The sequence below is a fragment of the [Bacteroides] pectinophilus genome (genome assembly GCA_025146925.1).
In the GTDB taxonomy this organism is placed as follows: domain Bacteria; phylum Bacillota; class Clostridia; order Lachnospirales; family Lachnospiraceae; genus Bacteroides_F; species Bacteroides_F pectinophilus.
Map to the genome: position 1 here is coordinate 1,084,431 of CP102260.1, position 25,937 is coordinate 1,110,367.

18 protein-coding genes, 4 tRNA genes and 2 pseudogenes are annotated in these 25,937 nt (G+C 41.3%); 19 read left to right on the top strand and 5 right to left on the bottom strand.

What is annotated here, in order from left to right; all coding sequences use genetic code 11:
* Positions 1–74 precede the first annotated feature (74 nt).
* Positions 75–1,118, top strand: coding sequence for a GGDEF domain-containing protein (locus NQ488_05100; protein ID UWN96680.1), 1,044 nt, complete (start codon positions 75–77; stop codon positions 1,116–1,118).
* Between the two features lie 69 nt (positions 1,119–1,187).
* Here the strand turns inward: NQ488_05100 and NQ488_05105 are convergent.
* Positions 1,188–1,261 (bottom strand) — tRNA-Pro (locus tag NQ488_05105).
* 222 nt (positions 1,262–1,483) lie between these two features.
* On the opposite strand from NQ488_05105, the pseudogene NQ488_05110 reads away from it, so the two are divergent.
* Together NQ488_05110 and NQ488_05115 are read left to right on the top strand one after the other, a co-directional pair.
* Positions 1,484–1,846 (top strand): annotated as a pseudogene (locus NQ488_05110) (PocR ligand-binding domain-containing protein).
* Positions 1,847–1,945: 99 nt separating this feature from the next.
* A pseudogene (locus tag NQ488_05115) lies at positions 1,946–2,167 on the top strand (methyl-accepting chemotaxis protein).
* Positions 2,168–2,321: 154 nt separating this feature from the next.
* Here the strand turns inward: NQ488_05115 and NQ488_05120 are convergent.
* Complete coding sequence (locus NQ488_05120; GenBank protein UWN97109.1) at positions 2,322–3,143, bottom strand: hypothetical protein; 822 nt, start codon at positions 3,141–3,143, stop codon at positions 2,322–2,324.
* A gap of 201 nt (positions 3,144–3,344) precedes the next feature.
* On the opposite strand from NQ488_05120, the gene NQ488_05125 reads away from it, so the two are divergent.
* The 13 genes from NQ488_05125 (at position 3,345) to NQ488_05185 (ending at position 21,260) form a co-directional block, all read left to right on the top strand.
* Complete coding sequence (locus NQ488_05125) at positions 3,345–4,733, top strand: glycine--tRNA ligase (protein ID UWN96681.1); 1,389 nt, start codon at positions 3,345–3,347, stop codon at positions 4,731–4,733.
* Between the two features lie 18 nt (positions 4,734–4,751).
* Complete coding sequence (locus NQ488_05130; protein ID UWN96682.1) at positions 4,752–6,455, top strand: hypothetical protein; 1,704 nt, start codon at positions 4,752–4,754, stop codon at positions 6,453–6,455.
* Positions 6,456–6,518: 63 nt separating this feature from the next.
* Positions 6,519–7,703 carry a D-alanyl-D-alanine carboxypeptidase gene (locus NQ488_05135; GenBank protein UWN96683.1) on the top strand — a complete coding sequence of 395 codons (1,185 nt, stop codon included), beginning with the start codon at positions 6,519–6,521 and terminating at the stop codon, positions 7,701–7,703.
* 53 nt (positions 7,704–7,756) lie between these two features.
* On the top strand, positions 7,757–8,347 hold the full coding sequence (locus NQ488_05140; protein ID UWN96684.1) for an NUDIX domain-containing protein: 591 nt from the start codon (positions 7,757–7,759) through the stop codon (positions 8,345–8,347).
* A gap of 30 nt (positions 8,348–8,377) precedes the next feature.
* Complete coding sequence (locus tag NQ488_05145) at positions 8,378–9,709, top strand: replication-associated recombination protein A (GenBank protein UWN96685.1); 1,332 nt, start codon at positions 8,378–8,380, stop codon at positions 9,707–9,709.
* 2 nt (positions 9,710–9,711) lie between these two features.
* On the top strand, positions 9,712–10,749 hold the full coding sequence (locus NQ488_05150) for a hypothetical protein (protein ID UWN96686.1): 1,038 nt from the start codon (positions 9,712–9,714) through the stop codon (positions 10,747–10,749).
* A gap of 165 nt (positions 10,750–10,914) precedes the next feature.
* Positions 10,915–13,431 (top strand): hypothetical protein, encoded by a 2,517-nt coding sequence (locus NQ488_05155; GenBank protein ID UWN96687.1) that lies wholly within the window; start codon positions 10,915–10,917, stop codon positions 13,429–13,431.
* A 70-nt stretch (positions 13,432–13,501) separates the two neighbouring features.
* Positions 13,502–15,364, top strand: a complete 1,863-nt coding sequence (locus tag NQ488_05160; GenBank protein ID UWN96688.1) for an ABC-F family ATP-binding cassette domain-containing protein — start codon at positions 13,502–13,504, stop codon at positions 15,362–15,364.
* The gene (cls, locus tag NQ488_05165) at positions 15,345–16,904 is read left to right on the top strand and encodes a cardiolipin synthase (protein ID UWN96689.1); all 1,560 of its coding nucleotides are present in this window, start codon (positions 15,345–15,347) and stop codon (positions 16,902–16,904) included. The genes NQ488_05160 and cls overlap by 20 nt, the downstream gene beginning before the upstream one ends.
* 178 nt (positions 16,905–17,082) lie before the next feature.
* Positions 17,083–17,487, top strand: coding sequence for a YbaN family protein (locus NQ488_05170; protein ID UWN97110.1), 405 nt, complete (start codon positions 17,083–17,085; stop codon positions 17,485–17,487).
* 1 nt (position 17,488) lies between these two features.
* Entirely contained in the window at positions 17,489–17,893 is a 405-nt protein-coding gene (locus NQ488_05175; protein UWN96690.1) for a nitrous oxide-stimulated promoter family protein, read from the top strand.
* A 2-nt stretch (positions 17,894–17,895) separates the two neighbouring features.
* The gene (locus NQ488_05180; protein ID UWN96691.1) at positions 17,896–19,626 is read left to right on the top strand and encodes an ABC transporter ATP-binding protein/permease; all 1,731 of its coding nucleotides are present in this window, start codon (positions 17,896–17,898) and stop codon (positions 19,624–19,626) included.
* Entirely contained in the window at positions 19,623–21,260 is a 1,638-nt protein-coding gene (locus tag NQ488_05185) for an ABC transporter ATP-binding protein/permease (protein UWN96692.1), read from the top strand. Before NQ488_05180 ends, NQ488_05185 begins: the two co-directional genes overlap by 4 nt.
* 88 nt (positions 21,261–21,348) lie before the next feature.
* Here NQ488_05185 and NQ488_05190 read toward each other — a convergent pair.
* The 3 genes from NQ488_05190 to NQ488_05200 form a co-directional block, all read right to left on the bottom strand.
* Positions 21,349–21,433: transfer RNA gene (locus tag NQ488_05190), tRNA-Leu, on the bottom strand.
* Between the two features lie 35 nt (positions 21,434–21,468).
* Positions 21,469–21,553, bottom strand: a tRNA-Leu gene (locus tag NQ488_05195).
* 43 nt (positions 21,554–21,596) lie between these two features.
* Positions 21,597–21,681: transfer RNA gene (locus NQ488_05200), tRNA-Leu, on the bottom strand.
* Between the two features lie 236 nt (positions 21,682–21,917).
* Here NQ488_05200 and scfA point away from each other — a divergent pair.
* The 3 genes from scfA (at position 21,918) to NQ488_05215 (ending at position 25,897) form a co-directional block, all read left to right on the top strand.
* A complete protein-coding gene (scfA, locus tag NQ488_05205) occupies positions 21,918–22,064 on the top strand; it encodes a six-cysteine ranthipeptide SCIFF (GenBank protein ID UWN96693.1) in 147 nt (48 codons plus the stop codon).
* Positions 22,065–22,191: 127 nt separating this feature from the next.
* Complete coding sequence (scfB, locus tag NQ488_05210) at positions 22,192–23,580, top strand: thioether cross-link-forming SCIFF peptide maturase (GenBank protein ID UWN96694.1); 1,389 nt, start codon at positions 22,192–22,194, stop codon at positions 23,578–23,580.
* Between the two features lie 25 nt (positions 23,581–23,605).
* Entirely contained in the window at positions 23,606–25,897 is a 2,292-nt protein-coding gene (locus tag NQ488_05215) for a protein translocase subunit SecDF (GenBank protein ID UWN96695.1), read from the top strand.
* Positions 25,898–25,937: the final 40 nt, after the last annotated feature.

The window sequence follows — 25,937 nt, forward strand, 5'->3', positions numbered from 1 at the left end:
AAATTGTATAAGTGTTATAAGGCAATAATATATGGTATATTAGACTAATGAGTGATTTGAAAAGGGGTATGGAGTTGTTTACGAAAAAATTATTGAAGTTTATAGCAGTCCTTCTTACGATAGTGCACTGTGTTATACTTGCGGAGATGATACACATGGGCGTGAAACCTATGATTGTTTATAATATATTCAGTATATTATGTTATCTCATTGCAATCTGTTTTATTAACAAAGAGTATTATAATGCAGTCTTCATAGCGGCATATTTTGAAATAATCCTGCATTCATTCCTTGCAACAGTATTTCTGGGATGGGATTCAGGATTCGCATTATATATGATAGCACTTGTTCCGGTGGGATTTTATATGCAGTATTTTATATCGGGGGATAAGTATAACATTAAGCAGCCATTGCTTCTGAGTATTTTGGATTTTGTCATTTTTATAAGCTGTAAGGTGTACTCGGCTGATGATATATCGCCGGTATATGTGGGAATGGAAAGTGTCATACATGAGGGTATGTACACATTTAACGCATTTTGTGTGTTCACTGCACTTATAGGATTTTCGGTTATATTCCTAAAGGAGCTTAACAGAAGCCACGATGAAATCATTAAGGTTAATGAACAGCTTGGAAGAATGGCTAAACTGGATACACTTACCGGATTGTTTAACAGACGCGGAATACAGCCGTTTCTTGATATATGTAGTGTTTCAGGAAGAAACTTCTGTATTGCAATGTGTGACATAGATGATTTTAAGAATGTCAATGATTCATACGGACATGATGTTGGTGACGAGGTAATAGCAAGGACAGCCAGAACAATACGTGAATGTATCAAGCCGGACGACCATGTGTGCAGATGGGGAGGCGAGGAGTTTGTATTTCTTGTGGACAGTGCACAGATGCATGATGGATATATAATAGCAGATAATATAAGAAGGACGATAGAGCAGAATCCTCTTGAGATATTCGGTAAGATAGTGGATTTTACTGTGACAATCGGTATTACTGAATATAAAAAGGGAGAGACAATCGACCAGACCATAATCAGGGCTGATGAGATGATGTACAGCGGTAAAAAGAATGGCAAAAATGTTGTCATAAGTGGAATATAAAGAATACATAAAAGGGATGAATTATACATTGTTCGTATAATCCATCCCTTTTATAAAGTATAAATATAATCGAAGCGACGTGATTCGAACACGCGACCTCTGCGTCCCGAACGCAGCGCTCTACCAAACTGAGCCACGCTTCGATATATGCAACACTAAGATAATACACTTTTTAGGCCGCCAAGTCAAGTAAAAAAATAGTTATGATTTTGTAATGATTGACATCTAATCTGTAGACTAATAATGATAAAAGAGTTATAATAAGCAAAAAATAAAGATTCGTATCTAACGCATGATGCGATATCTGGGAGGATGATAATATGCATATAGGTGATTTCTTTGATTTGAAGATGCTTGATGAGATTATGCGTTCATGGTCGAAAGCAACAGGGCTTGCAACGGTAGCCGTTGATAATGAGGGAAAGTACATATCAGGAGAAATCGGCTTTACGGACTTTTGTATCAAGTATACGAGAGGCTCCAAAGAAGGATGCAGAAGATGTGTAAAGTGTGATAACGAATGCAGCGGAACATATTATTGCCATGCAGGACTGATGGATTTTTCTCATGATATAATTGTCGACGGACAGTTTATGGGAAAGATTATAGGAGGTCAGGTGCTTCCGGGTACTCCGGATGAAGATAAGTTCCGAAGTATGGCTGTGGAATTAGGAATAGATCCTGATAAGTATATAGAAGCATTACGCAAGGTGCCTATCAGATCGGAAGAGAGCATAAGAGCAGCATCTGAGCTGCTTGGCAGAGTTGTCAATATGCTCGTTAACTTTGAATATTCAAAGAAAAAGAATGAGAATCTTATTAATACAATGAATGATGAGCTTGGCAATTCAATGAAGCTTATAAGACAGGTTGAGGACTATTCAAAAGATCTAGATGGTATTGAGAACAGACAGAATATTCTTTCACTGAATGCTTCAATCGAAGCTGCCAGAGCAGGTGAGGCAGGAAGAGGATTTGCTGTTGTTGCCGGTGAGGTACGCAATCTGAGTGCCCGTTCATCAGAAGTTAACAGGCATATTAAGGATACGCTTGCAAATCTTGATGATTCAATTACCAAGATGGATAAGGCGAGAGTTTCAATCTGACAGATATCGATAAGAAGTACAACAGTAACAGCGCAACAGATATTACATATTAATAAAGCTGCACGGCATATGACTGGCAGCCGGAGTTCCGGTTACATCACAGGCTGCGCAGCTTTTTTGACAGTCGTACGGAATTGTATATCCGCGCGTATTCAATAGGTGTTATGTCTTCAATATAGTTGGAAGGATAATTACGGATGATTCCTTTTGAGGCAAGCAGCTCAACGGCCTTGTTGTAAGCTATGGCTGCTTCATGCTCACTTGAATATATCCCGGCAACAAAGTTACCCCGGATATGTATAACAGCTTTATATAATGTCCTTCCGTTACGCTGTATCTCCTGCACTCCGTGGTAATGATTGATTATGTGTATATTGCCGTATCTGAAGTCATTATGGTCTCCATTTACAAATATATAGTCACGGCCACATACGGCATGGCTTCTGATACCATAGTGGGAAAGAATACTTGTCTGTGAACCGTAATCATTTACAAAGAGGTAACCATCGCGGGACATTATTTTGTGAGTTGAATAATAAAACAGATCATCAACATCAAAACGCAGCACACGCTCAGATGTGAGAAAGTACAGGAAAAATTTCTTGAAAATATATATCGGTGTCTTAAAATACATTCCATTATCCCGGTAATTGATGAGGATGACCCATTTTTCAAAAGAAAGAGGAGTATCTGCCGGATAATGAAGGTCAGGCAGAAGATGGCCGGCTGCCATATCGCTCAGCGGTGTTCCGTCATCATCATGGAGGAGAAGGTCAGCATCACGGTAGGCTCTTGCAGCAAGCTTGATGTCGTCATAACTTCCGAGACTGATATGCTTGTTTTTGTATGTTATTGATACACGGTAATATGTGGAGCCGTCCTTGTGTGTTGCGGTGAAAACACCGGGCATTGACGTCATGCTGCTCATAAAAGCCTCCTCCTGCATTCAGCTTATGTTTAGTATTTATATTTATTGTGCATGGAGCAATGAAAAAAGTCAAGTTGGCCGGTATATGAAATATTTATATTTTAGGCACAACACACTTGTCATAATGCCTAAAATAGTTTAAAATATTTCAATATGTAAAATGTCAATAAATATAAAAGTGAGGATTTAATCATGGAAAAGACAATGGAGAAGATTGTAGCTCTGGCTAAGGCAAGAGGATTTGTATATCCGGGTTCTGAGATATATGGCGGACTTGCCAATACATGGGATTACGGTAATCTCGGAGTAGAGCTTAAGAATAATGTTAAGAAGGCATGGTGGCAGAAGTTCGTTATGGAAAGCCCATACAATGTAGGTGTTGACTGTGCGATTCTTATGAACCCACAGACATGGGTTGCATCAGGTCATCTTGGCGGATTCTCAGATCCACTTATGGATTGTAAGGAGTGCCATGAGAGATTCAGAGCTGATAAGCTTATTGAGGATTGGTGCGCAGACAATAATTATGAGCTTGAGGGCTCTGTTGACGGATGGACACAGGAGCAGATGAAGAACTTTATCGAGGAGAAGCAGATTGCATGTCCTTCATGCGGTAAGCATAACTTTACAGATATCCGTCAGTTCAACCTTATGTTCAAGACATTTCAGGGAGTTACGGAGGATGCAAAGAATACTGTATATCTTCGTCCTGAGACAGCACAGGGTATATTTGTTAACTTCAAGAATGTACAGAGAACATCAAGAAAGAAGGTACCATTTGGTATAGGACAGATTGGTAAGTCATTCCGTAACGAGATTACACCTGGTAATTTTACATTCCGTACACGCGAGTTTGAGCAGATGGAGCTTGAATTCTTCTGTAAGCCTGGAACAGACCTTGAGTGGTTCAATTACTGGAGATCATATTGTATCAATTGGCTTAAGTCTCTCGGAATGAAGGATGACGAGATGAGAGCAAGAGATCATTCACCTGAAGAACTCTGCTTCTACAGCAAGGGTACAACGGATATCGAATTCCTCTTCCCATTCGGATGGGGCGAGCTCTGGGGTATTGCAGACCGCACAGATTATGACCTTACACAGCACCAGAACGTATCCGGTGAGGATATGTCTTACTTTGATGATGAGTCTAAGGAAAAGTACATTCCTTATGTTATTGAGCCGTCACTTGGCGCAGACCGTGTAACACTTGCATTCCTCTGCTCAGCATATGATGAGGAGGAGATTGGCGAGGGAGATGTAAGAACGGTTCTGCATTTCCATCCGGCACTTGCACCTGTTAAGATTGGTATCCTTCCTCTTTCAAAGAAGCTCAATGAAGGCGCTGAGAAGATTTATGCAGAGCTTTCCAAGAAGTATAACTGTGAGTTTGATGATCGTGGCAATATCGGTAAGAGATACAGAAGGCAGGATGAGATTGGTACACCATTCTGTATAACATATGATTTTGATTCTGAGACAGACGGAGCTGTTACAGTACGTGACAGAGATACAATGCAGCAGGAGAGAATCAAGATAGAGGATCTTAAGGCATATTTTGAAGATAAGTTTACATTCTAATTCTAACAGGGTGGTCAGATGATTTGTCCAAAATGTGGTAATGAGTTTGAGGGTACGACGTGCCCTAAGTGTAATTCCCCGGCAATCCTTGTTAATGCCTCGGATTATGAGCGCAGGCGCAGGGAGTGGGAAGAACGCGAGAAACAGAAAAACAGCGAAGAGCAGAAGAAGCAGAAGAACAGGGATGATGTGAGGCGTGTAGCAAAGAAGATTGCGGACACGGATTACAGTCAGCTTGTATCTTCCAATGCAGGCAGAGCTGCCGGATTTGCTTCCAGGAATCGCAGAATATTAGCAATGGCAGGAGCGGTAATAGCTGCTGCCATTGTGATTATTGTACTTATAAATGCTGTGACGGCTTCCGGTAAAAATATATTTTATGTAAGTGATGGCAGCAGCATCTATAAGGGAATGGATAAAAATAACATTATATGCAGCACTGATGATGTCATTTTTAATTATGACAGATCATGTGCATATTCATATAATATTGTCGGGGATATCGACAGGCAGGCTATAACCGGGACAATGGTTTCTTCCAATGGCAGATATTATGCAGCTGTGATGTACACTGAGAATAACGGCGGCAATAATGAAAGCGCAGCAGTTGATGGTAACGATGATGCAGGGTATATTGGAGAGAGCAACAGTACGGCTGTTAACGGCAATGCAATCAGCACCGGTACATATACGCTAATATGCTGGAAGAAGAACGGCGGATATGTATCAGTCAAGAGCAGCACTGACAAAAAGACCATTGCGATGGTGACAGATGACGGCATGCTTGTATATACCGATACGCATTATCTTAATGAAGGCGCAGTAGGAGCTGAGATACTTGGATGTTATTATATCGATGAACAAAAGAACCTCACGCTTTCGTCCGATATGGATGAATATGCCGTTGCTGCGGACAATGTAATATGGACTGATTCGGATGGAACACTCTATCGTACAAAGTATAAAGACGGCACAGCTGTAAGAATTGCCAGAAATGTAAAAAAAATATATACACGGCAGAAGACGTATATGTATGCCAATGTTAATGGGATGATTCAGACGGAATCTGCATTTGTATATGTTACTCAGGACGGAGAATATATTTATCTTGACCTGTCTGATAAAAAGAATCCTGATGGAATATATCTGTTTACATCGGCTTCACAGACGGACAGCCTTGTATATATAGCCAAATCAGGCTGTGCTTACACGGCAGGAGGAGGCAGGCTGTCAAGAATAACAGGTATAACAGACGAAACAGTGTCAGACCAGCCGGATGACAATATCCGCAAGACAGAGACTGTATCGGAACTTGCTTCATCGTCTGTATATTATTCTTCAGATGCTGATTGCTTGTATTATGTTAATAAGTCAGATGAACTTGTATTAATTAAGAATGCAGGTAAAGCAGCCGATATAAGCGTTTCAGGCGTAACTGTTACTTCAGGGATTACAAAGTCGGGAATTCAGTATACTGCGTACGGCAATGACGGCTTCTGGTATATATCACAGTCATCGCTTTGTTATTGTGATGGATCTTCTAAGCAGATTAAGCTGAAAGACGATGTAAAACAGGGCGCAGTAATCTACTGCATGGAGTATAAGAACAGGATATACTGTCTGCATGACGGTACATTATCAAGAATATCCACAGGCGGCAATGTACAGATGGAGACAGGTGGTATAGCTGATATATGGACGGGAAGAATAAGAACCCGCTGAAACATTTGTAATAATGTAAGACTTCCGATACTACAATGTATTAGTATGTATAGGGAGTCTTTTATGTTACAAAGAAGAATTGCGGGAATATTGCTGACTGTAATAGTGGCAGTGCTTGCGGCAGTGCCGGTGCAGAGCATGTGTATGTATCGGGTGAATGCAGCAGAGCCGGATGTTGAGTCACCATCCGTGATACTGATGGAGGCATCGACCGGCAAGACGGTATACGAAAAAAATGCGGATGAAACACTTCATCCTGCAAGCATAACTAAGATAATGACGCTTATTCTTATATTTGATGCTTTAAGCGAGAATAAGATAACGCTTGAAGAGAATGTAACAGTATCTGAGCATGCTGCCTCAATGGGTGGAAGCCAGGTATTTTTGGAGGCGGGAGAAAAACAGACCGTCAACACCATGATAAAATGCATATCTGTAGCGAGTGCCAATGATGCATCGGTAGCAATGGCAGAGCATATATGGGGGAGCGAGCAGACATTTGTTGATAAGATGAATGAACGTGCACAGGGACTTGGCATGAGCGGTACGCATTTTGTTAACTGCTGCGGGCTTGATACTGACGGACATATGATGACTGCGAGGGATGTAGCCATAATGTCAAGAGAACTGATTACAAGGTATCCGCAGATACATGAGTATTCCGGAATATGGATGGATACCATAACGCACAACACAAGACGCGGAGAGTCAGAGTTCGGGCTGTCCAATACTAATAAGCTGATTAAGCAGTATGAATGGGCAACAGGTCTTAAGACCGGCTCAACCGGTCTTGCAAAATGCTGTCTTTCAGCTACTGCTGAAAAGGATGGGATAGAGCTCATCGCTGTCGTAATGGCAGCTCCTAACAGTAAGACACGTTTTAAGGATGCGATAAGCCTGCTTAATTATGGATATGGTGTTGTAGACATTTACAGAGACAATGCATGGTTAAGTCAGGAAAAGATGGTTGTACACGGAGGAAAATCTGATTCGGTAAAATGCCGTAAGAATAATGAATTTGTCTATGTATTTACGGAAGATACTGATACAGGCAGAATTAAGTGTACGGAGGAATATGCAGACGGGCTTGAAGCACCGGTGTATGAGGGGGACGTGGTCGGACAGATGGTATACGAGCTGGATGGCAATATACTTGGAACTATTGATATTGTAGCGGCAGATACAGTAGAAAAAGCGGGATTGGGAGATTGTATAAGAAGTACAATGATGAAAATGTTGCTAAATTAATGTACCGGGTATAAAATCTAATCGTTAGATAACGGAATGGAATGGGGATTAATATGCAGGAAAATATATCATCCGAAGAGATGCTCGAGATACTTGATAATAATGGGAGACCTACAGGCAGGGCTAAAGCAAGGCGGCTTGTCCACCGTGACGGTGACGCACATGCAACATCTCATGTATGGATTATAAGAGCTGATAATGTTGGTAAAACAGGGTACGATATTCTGCTGCAGAAGCGCAGCCATAACAAGGATTCATTCCCTGACTGCTATGATATATCGTCAGCCGGACATATACCATTCGGTCAGGGATACATTGAATCAGCGATAAGGGAACTTAAGGAAGAACTTGGAATTGACGCTTCGGAAGAAGAGCTTGAGTTCATCGGGGTTCATGATGCGTTTAACAGGGCTGAATTCTACGGACAGCCATTTCTTAATCATGAGATAAGCAATGTCTATCTTCTTGAACGTGGTCCGGAAGCAGTTGAATTCAGGCTGCAGCCGGAGGAAGTACAATCGGTTATGTGGATTGATTTTGACGAATGTTATAATAATGTTAAGAATAACCTGTTTGAACACTGCATCTGCATGGATGAGATGGATATGCTTTATGATGCACTTTCACATAGAAAAAGTCATTAAAGAGCGAATGACTGATGAATGGAGGAACTAATGGATCTGTTTCAATATATGCGTGAAAATACGATGGAAAAGGAATCACCGCTTGCATCGCGCATGCGTCCCGAGACCCTGGAGGAGGTTGTGGGACAGCAGCACATAATCGGAAAGGATAGGCTGCTCTACAGAGCAATCAAGGCCGACAAGATAAGTTCAATTATATTCTATGGTCCTCCCGGAACTGGTAAGACAACGCTGGCAAAAGTTATTGCCAATACTACAAGTGCTGATTTCTGCCAGATTAACGCTACAGTTGCAGGCAAGAAGGATATGGAAGATGTTGTTGCAAAAGCAAAAGATAACATTGGAATGTATGGAAGAAAGACAATACTTTTTGTGGATGAGATTCACCGCTTTAACAAGGGACAGCAGGATTATCTGCTTCCGTTTGTCGAGGACGGTACAATCATTCTTATAGGTGCAACAACAGAGAATCCGTATTTTGAGGTCAATCAGGCTCTTATATCCAGATCGGCAGTATTTGAATTGAGGCCTCTTGAAAAAGATGATATTCTCAAGCTCATAAAAAGGGCAATATCAGATGACAAAAAAGGTATGGGTGCGTATGGAGCACTGATAGATGATGATGCGTCGGAATTTCTTGCCGACTGTGCCAATGGTGATGCACGAAATGCACTTAACGCAGTGGAGCTTGCCGTACTTACAACATCACCGTCAGAGGATGGTCACATACATATTACGATTGATGTAGCATCAGATTGTATTCAGAAACGTGTGCTTAAGTATGACAAGACGGGTGACAACCATTATGATACGATATCAGCATTTATTAAGAGCATGAGAGGCTCGGATCCGGATGCGGCAGTGTATTATCTTGCAAGGATGCTTTATGCAGGCGAGGATGTTGCATTTATTGCCAGAAGAATAATGATATGTGCAAGTGAGGATGTTGGAAATGCGGATCCGCGTGCATTAGAAGTTGCTGTGGCTGCATCACAGGCTGTTGAGAGACTTGGAATGCCGGAAGCGAGAATAGTTCTTGCACAGGCAGTTACTTATATTGCGTGTGCGCCTAAGAGTAACGCTGCGTATATGGCTGTTGATGCTGCACTTGACAGGGTTAGGAATGAAAAAACAGCAGCTATTCCAACGCATCTCAGGGATGCGCATTATAAGGGGGCTGCGAAGCTTGGGCATGGTGAAGGTTACAGGTATGCACATGATTATCCTAATCATTATGTTGACCAGCAGTACCTTCCGGACGAACTTAAGGGGACGAAATTCTATAACCCTACAGATATGGGATATGAGAAGGAGATGAAGAATCTTCAGAAAAAAATAAGAGAAGAAGCAGGAGAAGTTTAGATATGACAGAATACACACAGTATATAGTCTCACATATAAGAGGACAGATTACGGGAGATTACGAAAAAGATATGCAGTATCTGTATGACTGCAGTGAAAAGTATAAGGAGGATGAGGAGTCTGCAGATATTTTAAGAGAAATAGCATCAATGATGTATGAGATACTGCCCGATGACCAGAAAGAGCAGGTAGGTGACAGACTGAAAGACCTTCACGATAATTTTGAGACTACATATCAGGCTGTATTGGACATGATAAAATGCAATGATACTGCTAAGGCCAGAACAATGATTGAAGAACTTATTGCTTCAGTTGAAGGAAGATATGTAAATGATGATAAGAATATATATCTCAGTCTTAATCATATAATGGAGCTTTATGAGTATTCATACTATTTTAAGACGGACAGGAATATAAAATGTACCGATGTGATGTATAACGAGTATTACAGAACGTATGCACAGCTGCTATGTGCAACAGGAGAATATGGGAAGGCACTGGATGCCTGCAATACTGCGCTGGAATGGAATCCTGTTGACCTTGAATCGCATCTTCAGCTTGCTGAAGTGTATATCCTTATGGGCGATCATGATGAAGAGTATAGGCAGGCGACAGAGAATGCTTACAGATATTGCTGCACAAGAGCGACAATGGCTAGGTATTACCGTAATATGGGGCGGTATTATCTTGATAAATACAAGCCTGAAACAGCTAGGGCACTGTATGTGTACAGCAATATTTATTTTAGCAGTGAAGCAGCAGACAGTGCACTTCAGTTCATAGAATCAGCACTTAATGCACCTGCTCCTAAGTATGAGATAAAAGAACTGCAGCAGATTCTTGAAGAGAATGATGTGAAGCTTGGACCTGATGCGGATACAATTGGAATAATATACCGCGTGGGCAATCTGATGCTGGAAAGTAAGGATTATGACAGGGCGAGAGACTGCTTTGCCATTGTATATGATATTACTCAGGATGAAGAGACAGGAACTATTCTTGCCCAGCTTATGAATTCGCAGGCAGATGATATACAATAATTGTATGCCAGGATGATAATTCATGTCTGTATACAGAAATTTTGGAATGCTTTAACAAATTTTGAGTTATTATAAGCACAAATTTTGAGTTAGTTTGTTAATTGAAAATGTGCAGCCCTCTCTGATATAATTGCACTCACCAATTATAACAGAGGGGGTATTTTTATGAAAAAAATTTCTAAAAAGTTTGCTGTTGTGTGGGCAGCTGCGGTAACAGTGATGGTTGTTGCAATGATGGTGCAGATTATGCGACCGGGCAATGCATTGGGGGCGCAGGGATATGACGGCACGGACAGTGTCCGGACAGGGGAGGTACATGAGCAGGGCAGTCTGCATGTAAGGACAGAATTTGAGGATATTAAGGATATGCTGCGGCAGAGATGCATAGCGGTGCTCGAGAATGGTGTGAAGGTTGAAGATATGGCGGTTCTGTCAGATGTATTTGGGGACAGGCAGATTAAGCTGCTGTATGATGCGTTGGCGGCAGAGCTTGAGAATCAGGGGCAGACTGTTCCTGATGGGCTGTATGCAGTTATAAGGGACAGCAGCGTCCCTGCAAAGTGGAGGATAATGCTCGATTCGGCAGATGTGGAGCGGATTGCAGGCATTATGATGGAGTATATTGAGAATAACAGGGAGCGGCTGTATGACGGTGACAGGTTATCCGATGCCAATGTATCAGCACTTGTTCGGGAGGCACTTGAGAGTGCGATGTCAGGTCAGGAGGGGCGCCTTATAGTATCGAAAGAATATATATCAGGCAGCAGTGACATAATCAGGGAGGTAATAAGCAATATAACCGGTAACGGCAGCTATCGGATACAACTGAGTGATGAGGATGTGAGAAGAATAACAGATGAACTGAAAGACCAGATACAGATGCCGCCGTCACAGAAACAAATACTTGGGCATGAGGAGCTTAACGTATTGCTTAACGGATGGCAGGAGCAGATTACAAGAAGCATCGGAAGCATGATAGATTTCTGCAATTCAAAGCTGGATGAGCTTGGCTCGGATATTGATTATATGGGAAGACGTGTCGATAATGACATGGCATCACTGGAAGGGAAAATTGGTGGAGAGATGTCATCACTTGGAGGCAGGCTCAGTGATGACATATCATCAGCCAGGGATGGGCTTGATGCATTATCACAGCGTCAGGATGCATCAGACATACGGCTGGATGTGATAAGGCAGGATAATGAAGAGAACATAGCTGCGTTGAAAGACAGTACAATGCAGCTTATAGAAGAACTTTCGGCAGTATCTGACAGTCACGGAACAATGCTTCTGCAGAATGCACAGGCTGTGGAGAACCTGAGAAACGTGTGTGAAGCGCTTGAAAATGATAAGCTTTCAAGAGCGGAATTTGACAGATTTGGTGTTTCAATAAATGAGGTAATAGAAAAAGCCAATCAGGAAAATAATTCGGCTATTGCTAAGCTGGCTGAGGAGGTTAAGAGTCAGGGGAATAATATCGGCAGAATTAATGATATGTATAACGAACTCGATAAGAGTGTTACGGCGAGATTTGAGGCAGCAGTGGAAGAGGCACAGAAAAAGCATGAGGAATTACGGGATAATATGACAAAGGATGTTGAGAAAGCGAAGGAAGACCTGCAGAAGAATATTGATAATGTGTCAGATAGCATGAACAGTATGGATAAGAAACTTGATAATATATCGTCAGAAGCACAGGTACAGCTTGACAGGCAGAATAAGGAGCTTAACAAGAGAATAGACGGAATAATAGCGGAACTTGATAAGTCATCTTCAGAATCTGATAAGAAGCTTGCAGAACTGATGAAGAGTATGCAGGATAACATAGGAGATACAACAAAGCTTGTAACATCACAGAAAACTGTTGTTGGAGCACTTAATGAGGTTTTTCAGTATGCCAGTGACGGTAAGAGAGTCATAGCGGATGCAATAACTGCACCGGCAGCCGGAACTGGCGTAAAGACAGAGATTAATGCATCGTTTGGCGTTATGGCGGGTAATATCAGTAAACTTGCCAAAATTAATTATGACAAGGGGCTTGCGGATGCAGATTCTGTAATTAATACATCAGGAGACAACTATAAGGCTGGCGTTGACAGCGCTAAAAAGGGGAATGCTTCTCCTTCACAGGTACTTGCAGGAGTTACGTTCACATCGCTGGGAGAAATTAATCAGACGGGAACTATGCCTGACAGAGGAATGCTTAACTGGAAACCGTCTGCCGGAGAGGTTATGAGAATCCCGGAAGGCTATTACAAAGGAGGACTTATAGATTCGTCAGCTGCATATGATGCCGGAGTTAAGGCAGGACTGACGGCTGAAAAAAAACAAAGTTTCCTTAAGTACACGATAGATAATATATGCAGTACTCCTTATCAGGAAGACAGTAATGATATAACGTATAATGTTGACGGATTCAGTAGAATATATTACAGATTCAGCTCCAGCTACGGAGAGAATGATAATGATGAATCGTTCGGTAAAGCAAGCCTCACAATTAATAATCAAAGTCAGTGCGTGTTTGACGAATATGATGAAGATGATAACCGCATATACGGAGGAAGAACTTATGAAGGAGTATTTGACTGCAGCGGAATGTCAACGATAACAACATCTGTATGGATACGATCCGGCAGTTCGAGATGGGGTTCAGCATCTTTTCAGATTACGGATGTAGAGTAGAACTTGTTGTCACTGCTAAAAAATAGTATAATAACAATATTACATAGATGAGCAGGAAGGCAGTGGATTAATGAGTATATTGAATCTTGAGAAGATAACGAAGGTTTATGGTGAAAGGACGTTGCTTGACAATGTCACTCTTGGTATAAATGAAGGCGATAAGATTGGCGTTGTGGGAGTTAATGGCTGCGGTAAGTCGACGCTCCTCAAGATAGTAGCAGGTCTGGAGGAGGCAGATTCAGGTAAGATTGTAAAGGGCAATGACGTAACAATCTCATATCTGCCTCAGACACCTGTGTTTTCTAAGGATGAAAGGATAATAGATTATGTTGTCGGTGGTGCGTTGGATATTGCGACAAGCTATAATTCCGGAGGATCGGAGCACGAGCTTGAAAATTACGATTCAATAGCCGGGGAAGCTAAGACTATTCTTACAAAGTTAGGAATAGATGATTATGAAGCTGATATCAGTAAGATGTCCGGCGGACAGAAAAAAAGAATAGCATTGGCAAGAGCACTTATAAGACCATCAGGTCTTCTTATACTGGATGAGCCGACGAACCACCTCGATAATGATATGGTAATATGGCTGGAGGATTATATACGCAGATTCCGTGGACAGCTCCTGATGGTTACGCATGACAGATATTTCCTTGATAATGTAACGAACAGGATAATAGAGGTTGACGGAGGCAGTCTGTATTCATATGCAGAGAATTATTCGGGCTTTCTTAAGCTTAAGAGTGAGCGCGAAGAGATGGCCAATGCAACAGAACAGAAAAGACAGAATATGCTACGTAAAGAGCTTGCCTGGATCCAGCGTGGATGTCAGGCACGTTCAACCAAGCAGCAGGCAAGAATTGACAGATATGAGGATATGAAAGAAGCTTCAAGGCAGGCACGGCAGTCGTTTGATAAGCAGTCACTTGAACTTGGTTCGGTATATACAAGGCTTGGCAGGAAGACGATAGAACTTAACAGCATATCCAAGTCGTTTGGTGCAAAGAAGATAATAGATAACTTCACATATATATTCCTGCGTGATGACAGGATAGGTTTCATAGGCAATAATGGCTGTGGTAAGTCGACGCTTATGAAGATTATTACCGGAATTATGGAGCCGGACAGCGGCTATGTTGAAATCGGACCAACTGTCAAAATCGGATTTTTCATGCAGGAGAATAAGTTTGAAGATGAGTCACTTACAGTGCTTGATTATGTTAAGGCAATTGGAGAATATGTAATCACTGCTGATGGAAGGATTACGGCATCACAGATGTGTGAGAAGTTTCTTTTCAACATGAAGATGCAATGGACACCGATAACCAAGCTGTCAGGCGGAGAGAAGAGAAGATTGTATCTCCTGTCCGTACTTATGGAGTCACCGAATGTGCTTATTCTGGATGAGCCTACTAATGACCTTGATATTGAGACACTTGAGATACTTGAAGACTACCTTGATAAGTTTGCAGGAATAGTAATAACAGTATCACATGACAGATATTTCCTTGACAGGGTTGTGGACCGTATATTCGCTTTTGAGGACGGTGGAGTAATTAAACAGTATGAAGGCGGATTCAGCGATTACTATGAAAAATCACACCAGTCAGCAGGTGCGGCTGTTGCCAGACAGGCAGCTGCACAGGACGGAAAGCCGGCATCGGTAAGGAACAGGGAGCATGAGAAAAAGCTTAAGTTCACATTTGCGGAGCAGAAAGAATTCGAGACTATAGATGATGATATAGCTAATCTTGAACAGAAGATAGCGGATATAGATATGCAGATAGAAAAATCAGCTACACAATATTCAAAGCTTAGCGAGCTTATGTCACAAAAAACGGAATATGAACAAAAGCTCTCAGACATGATGGACAGATGGGTTTATCTCAATGATCTCAATGAAAGGATTAATAATGAAGAACAACGCAAATAACAAAAAGAAAAGAGGCCTATTCAGGATTGTGTTCGGAAGAACAACAATTGTCGTACTTCTGATTCTTATGCAGGTGGCAATGCTGTTTTGTGCATATGCATTTCTTGCAAATAAGATAATATACTATCAGGGAGTTATAACTGCAATATCGTTCGTCACCCTGGTATGTATAATCAATAATGACGAGAATGCCGGATTTAAAATTGCATGGATAATTCCTGTATTGGCATTTCCGGTATTTGGCGCGTTATTCTATCTTTACTGCCGCAATCAATATTCCATTAAGATGATAAAAGGAAAGCTTAATTTGATTGATGCTGACATAAAGCAATATCAGAGAAAAAGCATAGGTGCTGATTCTGTTGAGGTTAATAATGATCTTGGGGAAGTAGGTATTGCTAACTATCTGTATAATTCCGGAAACTATTCAGCATATACGGAGAGCGGGATAGAATACTATCCGCTTGGAGATGACATGTATGTGAGCCTTGTAAGAGAATTAGAGAAGGCAGAGAAGTTTATATTTTTGGAATATTTCATAATTGCCAAAGGATATATGTGGGATTCGATACTTGATATTCTCAAGCGAAAAGTCAGTGAAGGCGTTGAAGTCCGCCTTATGTATGATGGAATGTGCAGTTTTGTTCTCCTGCCATATTCATATCCGAAGCAGCTTGAAGAGTACGGAATTAAGTGCAGGATGTTTGCACCTATAGTTCCGGTACTCTCGACGTATCACAATAACAGGGATCACCGTAAGATAGTTGTGATAGATGGCAGGACGGCATTTACCGGTGGGGTTAATCTGGCGGATGAATACATTAATCACATAGAGAGGTTCGGACATTGGAAAGACACGGGCGTTATGATTAAAGGCGACGCTGTAAAGAGTATGACGCTTATGTTTCTGCAATTGTGGAATGTCAGTGAGCAGCACATGGAAAGACATTACTCAAAGTATCTTATTGACAATCCTGAGATAAAGGGCAATCAGGGCATTGTAATTCCATTTGGTGACGGACCATATAATAGAGAAGACATTGGAAAGAATGTATATATCGACATACTTAACCGGGCACACAGATATGTTCATATAATGACACCATATCTTATACTTGATGATGAGATGGTGGCAGCTCTTAGATATTCTGCAGAGAGAGATGTGGAGACAATAATTATCATGCCGCATATCCCGGATAAGAAGTATGCTTATCTGCTTGCAAGAACATATTATAAAGAACTTATAGAATATGGCGTTAAGATATACGAATATACGCCGGGGTTTGTGCATGCCAAGCAGTTTGTGAGTGACGATATACGAGGAGTTGTCGGCTCATTTAATCTTGACTACAGAAGTATGTATCTGCATTATGAATGTGCAGTATATATGTACAATACACCGGTTATCAGTGATATAGAAAAAGATTTTCAGGACACGCTTGCTAAGTGCCAGCAGATAACTGTAAAGACATGCAACGAGTACTCTAAGATTGGAATGCTTATCGGAAGAGTCTTAAGAATCTTTGCACCACTTATGTGATAATTATATGTAGCAATATATGCAATAATTGGTACTTGCAATAATTTAAGAAGATATGGTATTATTTAGCTCTGATTAGGCTGAACTAATTTGAATTTAGTGCAACTAATCAGGGCTTTTTATGTGCTTGTGTGTGCATACATATTATTTCAGGCAGGCGGCCTGAAGAATGGAGTTTTTGATGACTATTATTAAGATTACATGGATAGCACTGGGATTTGTATGTTTTGGGCTTGGTACACTTGGAGTAGTGCTTCCGGTACTGCCGACAGTTCCATTTTATATGGCAACGGCATATTGTTTTGCAAAAAGCTCAGACAGATTACATGATTGGTTTACAGGAACACGGTTATACAGGAAGTATCTGGATTCATATGTGAAAAACAGGGCAATGACTGTGAAAACGAAGGTGAGCCTTCTTACAACGTCTTCAATAGTAATGGGAATAGGATTTATTATGATGGAAAGCGTTCCGGCTGCGAGAGTTATTCTGTTTGTCGTGTGGGTATGTCATATATTATATTTTGTTTTCAGAGTGAAGACTATAAGAGAAAGCGGGGAATCAACATTTGTCGGGGACTGATATGAATTATAAGACTGAGAAAAAGAGACTCAGGGAGCAGAAGGTAGTTGGGCAGATGATTGCGCTGTATTGCAGGAAGAACCATAACACTGATTACGGAATGAAGAATGGCGCAAGCCATGACATGAGTCATAATACGGACGGCATAGGTGGAAAATTGTGTGATGAATGCAGTGCTTTGTATGAATATGCGGCACAGAGAAGCAGAATGTGTCCTTTTATGGAGAAAAAGACATTTTGCTCTAACTGTACAGTACACTGCTATAAGCCGGAGATGAGAGAACGGATTAAGAAGGTTATGAAATTCTCCGGACCGAGAATGCTGCTTTATCATCCGTTCATGGCGGTGTGGCATGTTGTAAGTTCACGGCTTGAGAAAAAGAAAGATAAGAAGGGAAAGACCTGATTATGATAAAGACAAAGCTGATAAAGCTGCTTGCAGACTCTAAAAAATACATAGCGTATAACATATTCTGGCAATGGGCAGCGCTCATAAGCCAGATAATAATAGTGTACATAATTGCAAATATTATAGCAAAGCTGCCCGCTCCTTTAAACTATATGGACGTGGTTAAGCTTTTGGCAGCACTGGCAGTAAGATTCGTAAGTGACAGGCTCGCGTCTATGGCTTCATACAGAGCGAGCATCGATGTGAAAAGAGTGCTCAGGGAGAAGATATTTGACAAACTTTTAAGGCTTGGAAGCTCGTATAATGAGCAGATTGCAACATCGCAGGTCGTACAGCTTGCAACGGAAGGTGTTGAACAGCTTGAAACATACTTTGGAAAGTATATTCCACAGCTTTTTTATAGTCTGCTTGCACCGGTTACGCTTTTTGCGGTGCTTGCATTTGTAAGTGTTAAGGCGGCGGCAGTGCTTCTTATATGCGTTCCGCTGATACCTGTATCCATAGTGGCGGTACAGAAATTTGCAAAAAAACTGCTCAATAAGTATTGGGGAATATATACGGAACTTGGAGACAGTTTTCTTGAAAATCTTCAGGGGCTTACAACACTTAAGATATATAAGGCGGATGAGATGAAAGCCGGGCAGATGGATGAAGAAGCACAGCGCTTTAGAAATGTAACAATGAAGGTACTAACGATGCAGCTTAATTCCACAAGCGTAATGGATATTATGGCTTACGGAGGAGCGGCAACAGGAATGGTTGTTGCAGTGAGTGAATATTATACCGGTAATATAGATGCGGCCGGAACTGTAATGATAGTTTTTCTTGCAGCGGAATTCTTTCTTCCGTTGAGACTGCTTGGTTCATTCTTCCATATAGCAATGAATGGAATGGCTGCAAGTGACAGGATATTTGAACTGCTCGATATGCATGAGGATGATAATTCGGAGACGGCAGTGATTAACGTGGCGGATGAAGGAATAGAAATAGATATAAGTAATCTGTCATTTTCATATGATGGTGAGAGAAATGTGCTGGAGAATATATCATTTGAACTGAAAAACGGCAGTTTTGTATCACTTGTTGGTGAATCGGGATGTGGAAAGAGCACGATTGCCGGAATTCTTATGAAGAGAGTTACAGGCTGGAAGGGCAGCGTTACTGTTAACGGCCAGGATATACGAAACATCAGTGATATAGATATAATGAAGAATATTACTCTGGTAAGCCATGACAGTTATCTGTTTAAGGGAACTGTAAGGGATAACCTAATGATGGGCAGTCCTATGGCATCTGATGATATGATGACAGCTGCGTTAAGAAGAGTTAATCTGGCAGATTTTGTAGAGTCAGAGGGAGGATTGGATATGCAGCTTAATGAGCGTGCAAGTAATCTCTCGGGAGGACAGAAACAGAGACTTGCGATGGCAAGGGCACTTCTTAAGGATTCAGGAGTATATATATTTGATGAGGCGACATCTAACATAGATATAGAAAGTGAAGAGATGATAATGTCAGTCATAAGAGAATTGGCAAAGACAAAGTCAGTATTGCTGATTAGCCACAGGCTTGCCAATGTCGTTAATTCGGATGATATATATATGCTTAAGGACGGCGTCATAGTTGAGAGTGGAACACATGATGAACTGACTGCCAATAAAAAAGCTTATGCCGATATGTATGAAAATCAGATGAAGCTTGAAAAATATAAAGAGGAGGCAGTATTATGAATAAATCAAATGTAAGACAGAAAAGTGCAATATCAATAATGGCCAGTCTTATAGTGCTTGTTAAGCCTCTGCTTCACATAATGCTCATGGCGGTCATACTTGGCGTGGCAGGATATCTTTGTGCAATATTCATAACGGTTCTGGCGGCAGGAGTGCTTGCCTATGGAGCGTCAGTACATATTTTTATATTAATGATAGTTATTGCGGTTATGCGTGGTGTGCTTCATTATGCAGAACAGTACTGTAATCATTTTATTGCATTCAAGCTTCTTGCAATAATACGACATAAGGTATTTGCAGTATTGAGAAAACTGTGTCCCGCCAAACTTGAGGGGAGAGACCGTGGCAACCTTATATCAATAATAACAACAGATATAGAGCTGCTTGAGGTATTCTATGCACATACTATATCTCCGATAGCAATAGCAGTTATCACATCAATAATTATGACAGCTTATATTGCCAATATATATATGCCGGCAGGGATTCTTGCAATGTGTGCCTATATTATTGTTGGCGCAGTCCTTCCACTTCTGTTTGGCAGGGCAGGAGCTGACACAGGTATGCAGTTTCGCAATGATTTTGGTGAACTGAACAGCTATGTTCTGGATTCACTCCGTGGACTTGATGAAACAATACAGTATGGCTGTGAGAAAAAGCGCAGGGAAGAGATGGATAACAGGGCATTACGCCTTGCCGGTATGCAGAAAAAACTCAGTAATATTGAGGGGAGGCAGAGGTCTGTGACTAATGCAGCGGTGCTGCTTGCATCATTTGCAATGCTGTTTCTTATGTCTGATGCCGCCGCATCACATGCTGTTGGCAGAGAGGAGGTACTGGTGTGTACAGCTGCAATGATGAGTTCATTCGGACCGGTAGTTGCACTTGCCAATCTGTCTAATAATCTTCATCATACGCTTGCGAGCGGGGAGAGAGTCTTGTCGCTGCTTGAGGAGAGTCCGGAGACGGAAGAGATTACTGACGGATGTGATATTGCCGGATTCGGAGGTGTGTCGTGCAATGATGTGACATTTGCTTATGATGACAGGGATATACTCAGGAACTTTTCTGTAAGTTTTCAGCCCGGACGGATGATTGGGATACACGGAGCAAGCGGATGCGGAAAATCCACGCTGTTAAGGCTTATTATGAGATTCTGGGATGTGAAGTCGGGAAGCATAGATATATCAGGAAATGATGTCCGTAACATTAACACAAACAGCCTGAGGGATAATCAGTCATTCGTTACTCAGGATACATATATATTTAACGATACGATAGCTGCCAATATAGCTGTAGCTAAGCCTGATGCATCCAGAGAGGAGATTACGGAAGCAGCTAAGAAAGCATCTGTGCATGATTTTATAATGTCACTGCCTGATAATTATGATTCAAAGACCGGAGAACTCGGTGGAGCACTGTCCGGAGGTGAGAGACAACGTTTAGGGATTGCCAGGGCATTTCTTCATGATGCGCCGCTTATGCTTCTTGATGAGCCTACAAGCAATCTGGATTCACTTAATGAAGGAATAATATTAAAATCTCTCAGGGAGAGCAGTGACGGGAAGACTATTATTATGGTCTCGCACAGGGAATCAACTTTGAATATTGCTGATGAAATAGTGGAGATGTAAGAAAAAAATAAAAACAAGGCACTGCTTTGCCGGTGCCTGTTTTGGTGGCAACAAAAAAGGAATGTACTTAACATTCCTTCTTGATGAATGCGGAAGATGGGACTTGAACCCACACGACTGCAATAGCCACAAGATCCTTAGTCTTGCTCGTCTGCCAGTTCCGACACTTCCGCATGCGTATTAAATTGTTCATCTGAATAATAATTGATGCGGAAGATGGGACTTGAACCCACACGACTGCAATAGCCACAAGATCCTTAGTCTTGCTCGTCTGCCAATTCCGACACTTCCGCATATTAAATTAGATGATGCTATAGTGGATATCCGCAATTGATATGCGGAAGATGGGACTTGAACCCACACGAGCTTAACGCCCACAAGAACCTGAATCTTGCTCGTCTGCCAATTCCGACACTTCCGCGTAGCTCACAGTTGATATCCCAACCACAACGCTTGCTTATAATAACATTTGAGTATTTGAAAGTCAACACTTTTTTATAAAAAATTTGAAAAAAGTTTTTTATGGCAAACTTTATGAGAAACTTTAATAAAAATGTTTTGAATTTTTATATGTACTATGGTACAATAGCAAAAGATGTTTAATGCGGATATAATGCATTTGACTATGTAATCTATTTTAGTTCCAGGAGGTTTATTATGAAGCATATTAAGACAATTAATGACAGAGTTCTTAAGGATACTATGAAGAAGGGCGGCTGCGGTGAGTGCCAGACATCATGCCAGTCAGCATGTAAGACATCATGTACAGTAGGTAACCAGAGCTGCGAGAATAAGAACAACTAATACTCATAGTATTGGACTGCTGACGAGAGAGTGTTTGGGATATAAGCACTCTCTCGTTGTGTGTTTATGATTGTATGATTTTTAAAGAAAAGATAGTAGATATAGATAGATTTGGAGTAATTAAGTAATGATTCATCAGTATAAGAACAACGGATACAACATAATACTTGATGTCAACAGCGGAGCAGTTCATGTTGTTGATGATATAGTTTATGATGTTATAGAGGAATACAATAAGAATGAAGATGCCGACGGCAGATTTACAGGCACTGATAAGGACAGTCTGGCTGAGAAGTTTGCATCAAAGTACAGCAGGGATGATGTATATGAAGTATGTGATGAGATTGAAGAGCTTACAGAGCAGGGGCGTCTTTTTACAAGAGATATATATGAACCTTACATAGACAGCTTTAAGGACAGACCAACGGTTGTTAAGGCACTCTGCCTGCATATAGCACATGACTGTAACCTTGCATGTAAGTACTGCTTTGCAGAAGAAGGAGAATATCACGGACGCAGAGCCATGATGTCATATGAGGTTGGCAGGAAGGCTCTTGATTTCCTTGTTGCCAATTCAGGAAGCAGGCGCAACCTTGAGGTTGATTTCTTCGGCGGTGAGCCGACGATGAACTTTGACGTTGTTAAACAGCTTGTTGAATATGGAAGAAGCATTGAGAAGGAGCATAATAAAAACTTCAGATTTACGCTTACGACTAACGGAGTACTTCTTAATGATGAGATAATGGAATTTGCCAACAAAGAGATGGCAAATGTAGTTTTAAGCATTGACGGACGTAAGGAGATTAATGACCTTATGCGTCCTACACGCAATAACCATGGCAGCAGCTATGATATAATTATGCCGAAGTTCAAGAAGTTTGCCGAGAGCCGTAATCAGACTAATTATTATGTACGCGGTACATTTACACATAATAATATCGACTTTTCAAAGGATGTTCTTCATCTCGCAGATGAGGGATTTGAGCAGATTTCGGTTGAACCGGTAGTTGCAAAACCGGAAGATGACTATGCAATAAGAGAGGAAGATCTTCCTAAGATATTTGAAGAATATGATGCACTTGCAGCAGAACTGGTTAAGAGAAAGAAGGCGGGTAATGGATTCAATTTCTTCCACTTCATGATTGACCTTGATGGCGGTCCATGTGTAGCCAAGAGACTTTCAGGATGTGGCTCAGGCTGTGAGTATCTTGCAGTTACTCCTTGGGGTGATTTTTACCCATGTCACCAGTTTGTGGGTAATGAAGAATTTATAATGGGTAATGTGGACGAAGGTATTACACGCACAGACATCAGAGATGAGTTCAAGGCGTGCAATGTATATTCAAAAGACAAATGCAAAAAATGTTTTGCAAAGTTTTTCTGCTCGGGCGGCTGCGCTGCCAACTCTTATAATTTCCATGGCAATATCAATGATGCATATGATATTGGATGTGAGATGCAGAGAAAGCGCGTTGAGTGTGCGATTATGATAAAAGCGGCACTTGCAGACAAATAATTTATTATGGGCATGGAGGATTGATATGAGGTACAATTTAAAAAAGAAGATTATCTATTCGATAATCATTCTTGCACTGCTCTTTGGAATGAGTTATGTTGCTATATTCGGAATGAAGGACGGATACGGCAGCATAGGACAGATTAAGCAGGGACTTGATCTTGCGGGCGGTGTCAGCATAACTTATGAGATACAGGAAGATAATCCAAGTGATCAGGATGTATCAGATACAATATACAAGCTGCAACAGCGTGTTACTAATTACAGTACTGAAGCAGAAGTATACAAAGAGGGTGGCAACAGAATTACTGTTGAGATTCCTGACGTAACGGATGCCAATGCAATTCTTGAAGAGCTTGGACAGCCGGGAACACTTATGTTCCTTGACAGCGACGGATATACTAAGTTCAGCAACGGAGAAGAATGCACACCTCTTCTTACAGGTTCAGACGTTAAGAATGCAGTAGCAGGAGCAGACACAAGCCAGTCATCAACAAGCAAGTATGTAGTATCACTTGAGTTTAATGATGAAGGTAAGCAGAAGTTCGCAGATGCAACATCAGCTAACGTAGGCAAGATTATTTATATAGTATATGATGGTAAGGTCGTAAGCGCACCAAGAGTTAATGAGGCAATTACAGGCGGAAGTGCACAGATAGACGGTATGTCATCTTATGATGAGGCTAACACTCTTGCTTCATATGTAAGAATAGGTGCAATGCCTCTTGAACTTAAAGAGATGCGTTCGCAGGTAGTAGGTGCAAAGCTTGGAGAGACAGCAATCCAGACGAGCCTTCTTGCGGGAGCAATAGGACTCGCAATACTCTGCCTGTTTATGATAATTGCCTACAGAGTACCGGGAGTTGCAGCCTGTCTTGCACTCGTAATATATGTAGCACTTGATATATTTATACTCAGCGTATATGAGATAACACTTACACTTTCAGGTATAGCAGGTATTGTATTGTCAATCGGTATGGCTGTCGATGCCAACGTCGTAATCTTCTCACGTATAAGAGAGGAAATCGGTGCAGGCAAGAGCGTTGATGCGGCAATCGAACAGGGCTTCAAGAAAGCTATGTCAGCCGTAGTTGACGGTAATGTTACAACAATTATCGCAGCACTTGTTCTGTATCTTAGAGGTTCGGGCTCAGTTAAGGGATTTGCGGTAACTCTTGGAATCGGTGTTGTGCTTTCGATGTTTACGGCACTTGTTATTTCTAAGACGATAGTACGTCTGCTTTACAACTTTGGCTGCAAGTCAGAGAAGCTGTATGGTTCTGTAAGACACAAGAAGATATTCGACTTTGTCAGCATGAGAAAGGCTACATTCGCTATTCCGGGCGTAATACTTGCTATCTGTATTATCGTGATGATAGTATTCACAGCCAATGGTAAGGGCGCACTTAATTACAGCCTTGATTTTGCAGGTGGTACTTCTACAACAGTTACATTTGCAGAAGAAATGTCACTTGCTGACATTGATGCCAATGTAATCCCTGTAATCAGGGAAGCTACAGGAGTTGCCAATGTGCAGCAGCAGAAAGTAACAGACAGCACACAGGTAGTATTTAAGACAGATGAGCTTTCATTAGCACAGAGAGAGGCTCTTAATACAGCACTTGAGAATAAGTTTGGTGTGGCTGATTCAGATATTGACAGCCAGAGCATCAGTTCAACAGTCAGCTCAGAGATGAAGCAGGATGCAGTTATAGCTACTGTGCTTGCAATTATCTGTATTCTTATATATGTATGGTTCAGATTTAAGGATATCAGCTTTGCCGGAAGTACGGTACTTGCACTTGTGCATGATGTTGCAATCGTATTTACATTCTATGTATTCTCAAGACTTTCAGTCGGCGGAACATTTATCGCATGTATGCTTACTATAGTCGGATATTCAGTTAACTCAACAATCGTTATATTCGACCGAGTACGTGATACGATTAATTCGGCAGCAGATAAGAGTAAGCTGGATTATAAGCAGGTTGTTAATGAGAGTATCACTAATACACTTACAAGATCAATTAATACATCACTTACAACATTTATAATGCTTGCTGTATTGTATATATTCGGCGTTGCCACAATCAGGGAGTTTGCACTTCCTCTTATGGTTGGTATTATTGCAGGTGCATTCTCATCAGTATTCCTTACCGGTAATATGTGGCTTATTTTCAGAGCTGCCAAGGAAAAGCATCAGGCTAAGTCTGCTGCAAGAGAAGCGGAAAAAGAGAAGAGAGCAGAGGCGGAAGCTGCAAAGAATCTCAGCAATTCAAAGAAAAAGAAGAAAGATAAGAAGAATAACGAAGATTAATCTTACATCTGAAAGGATATATGCCTGCGGCTTATATAGT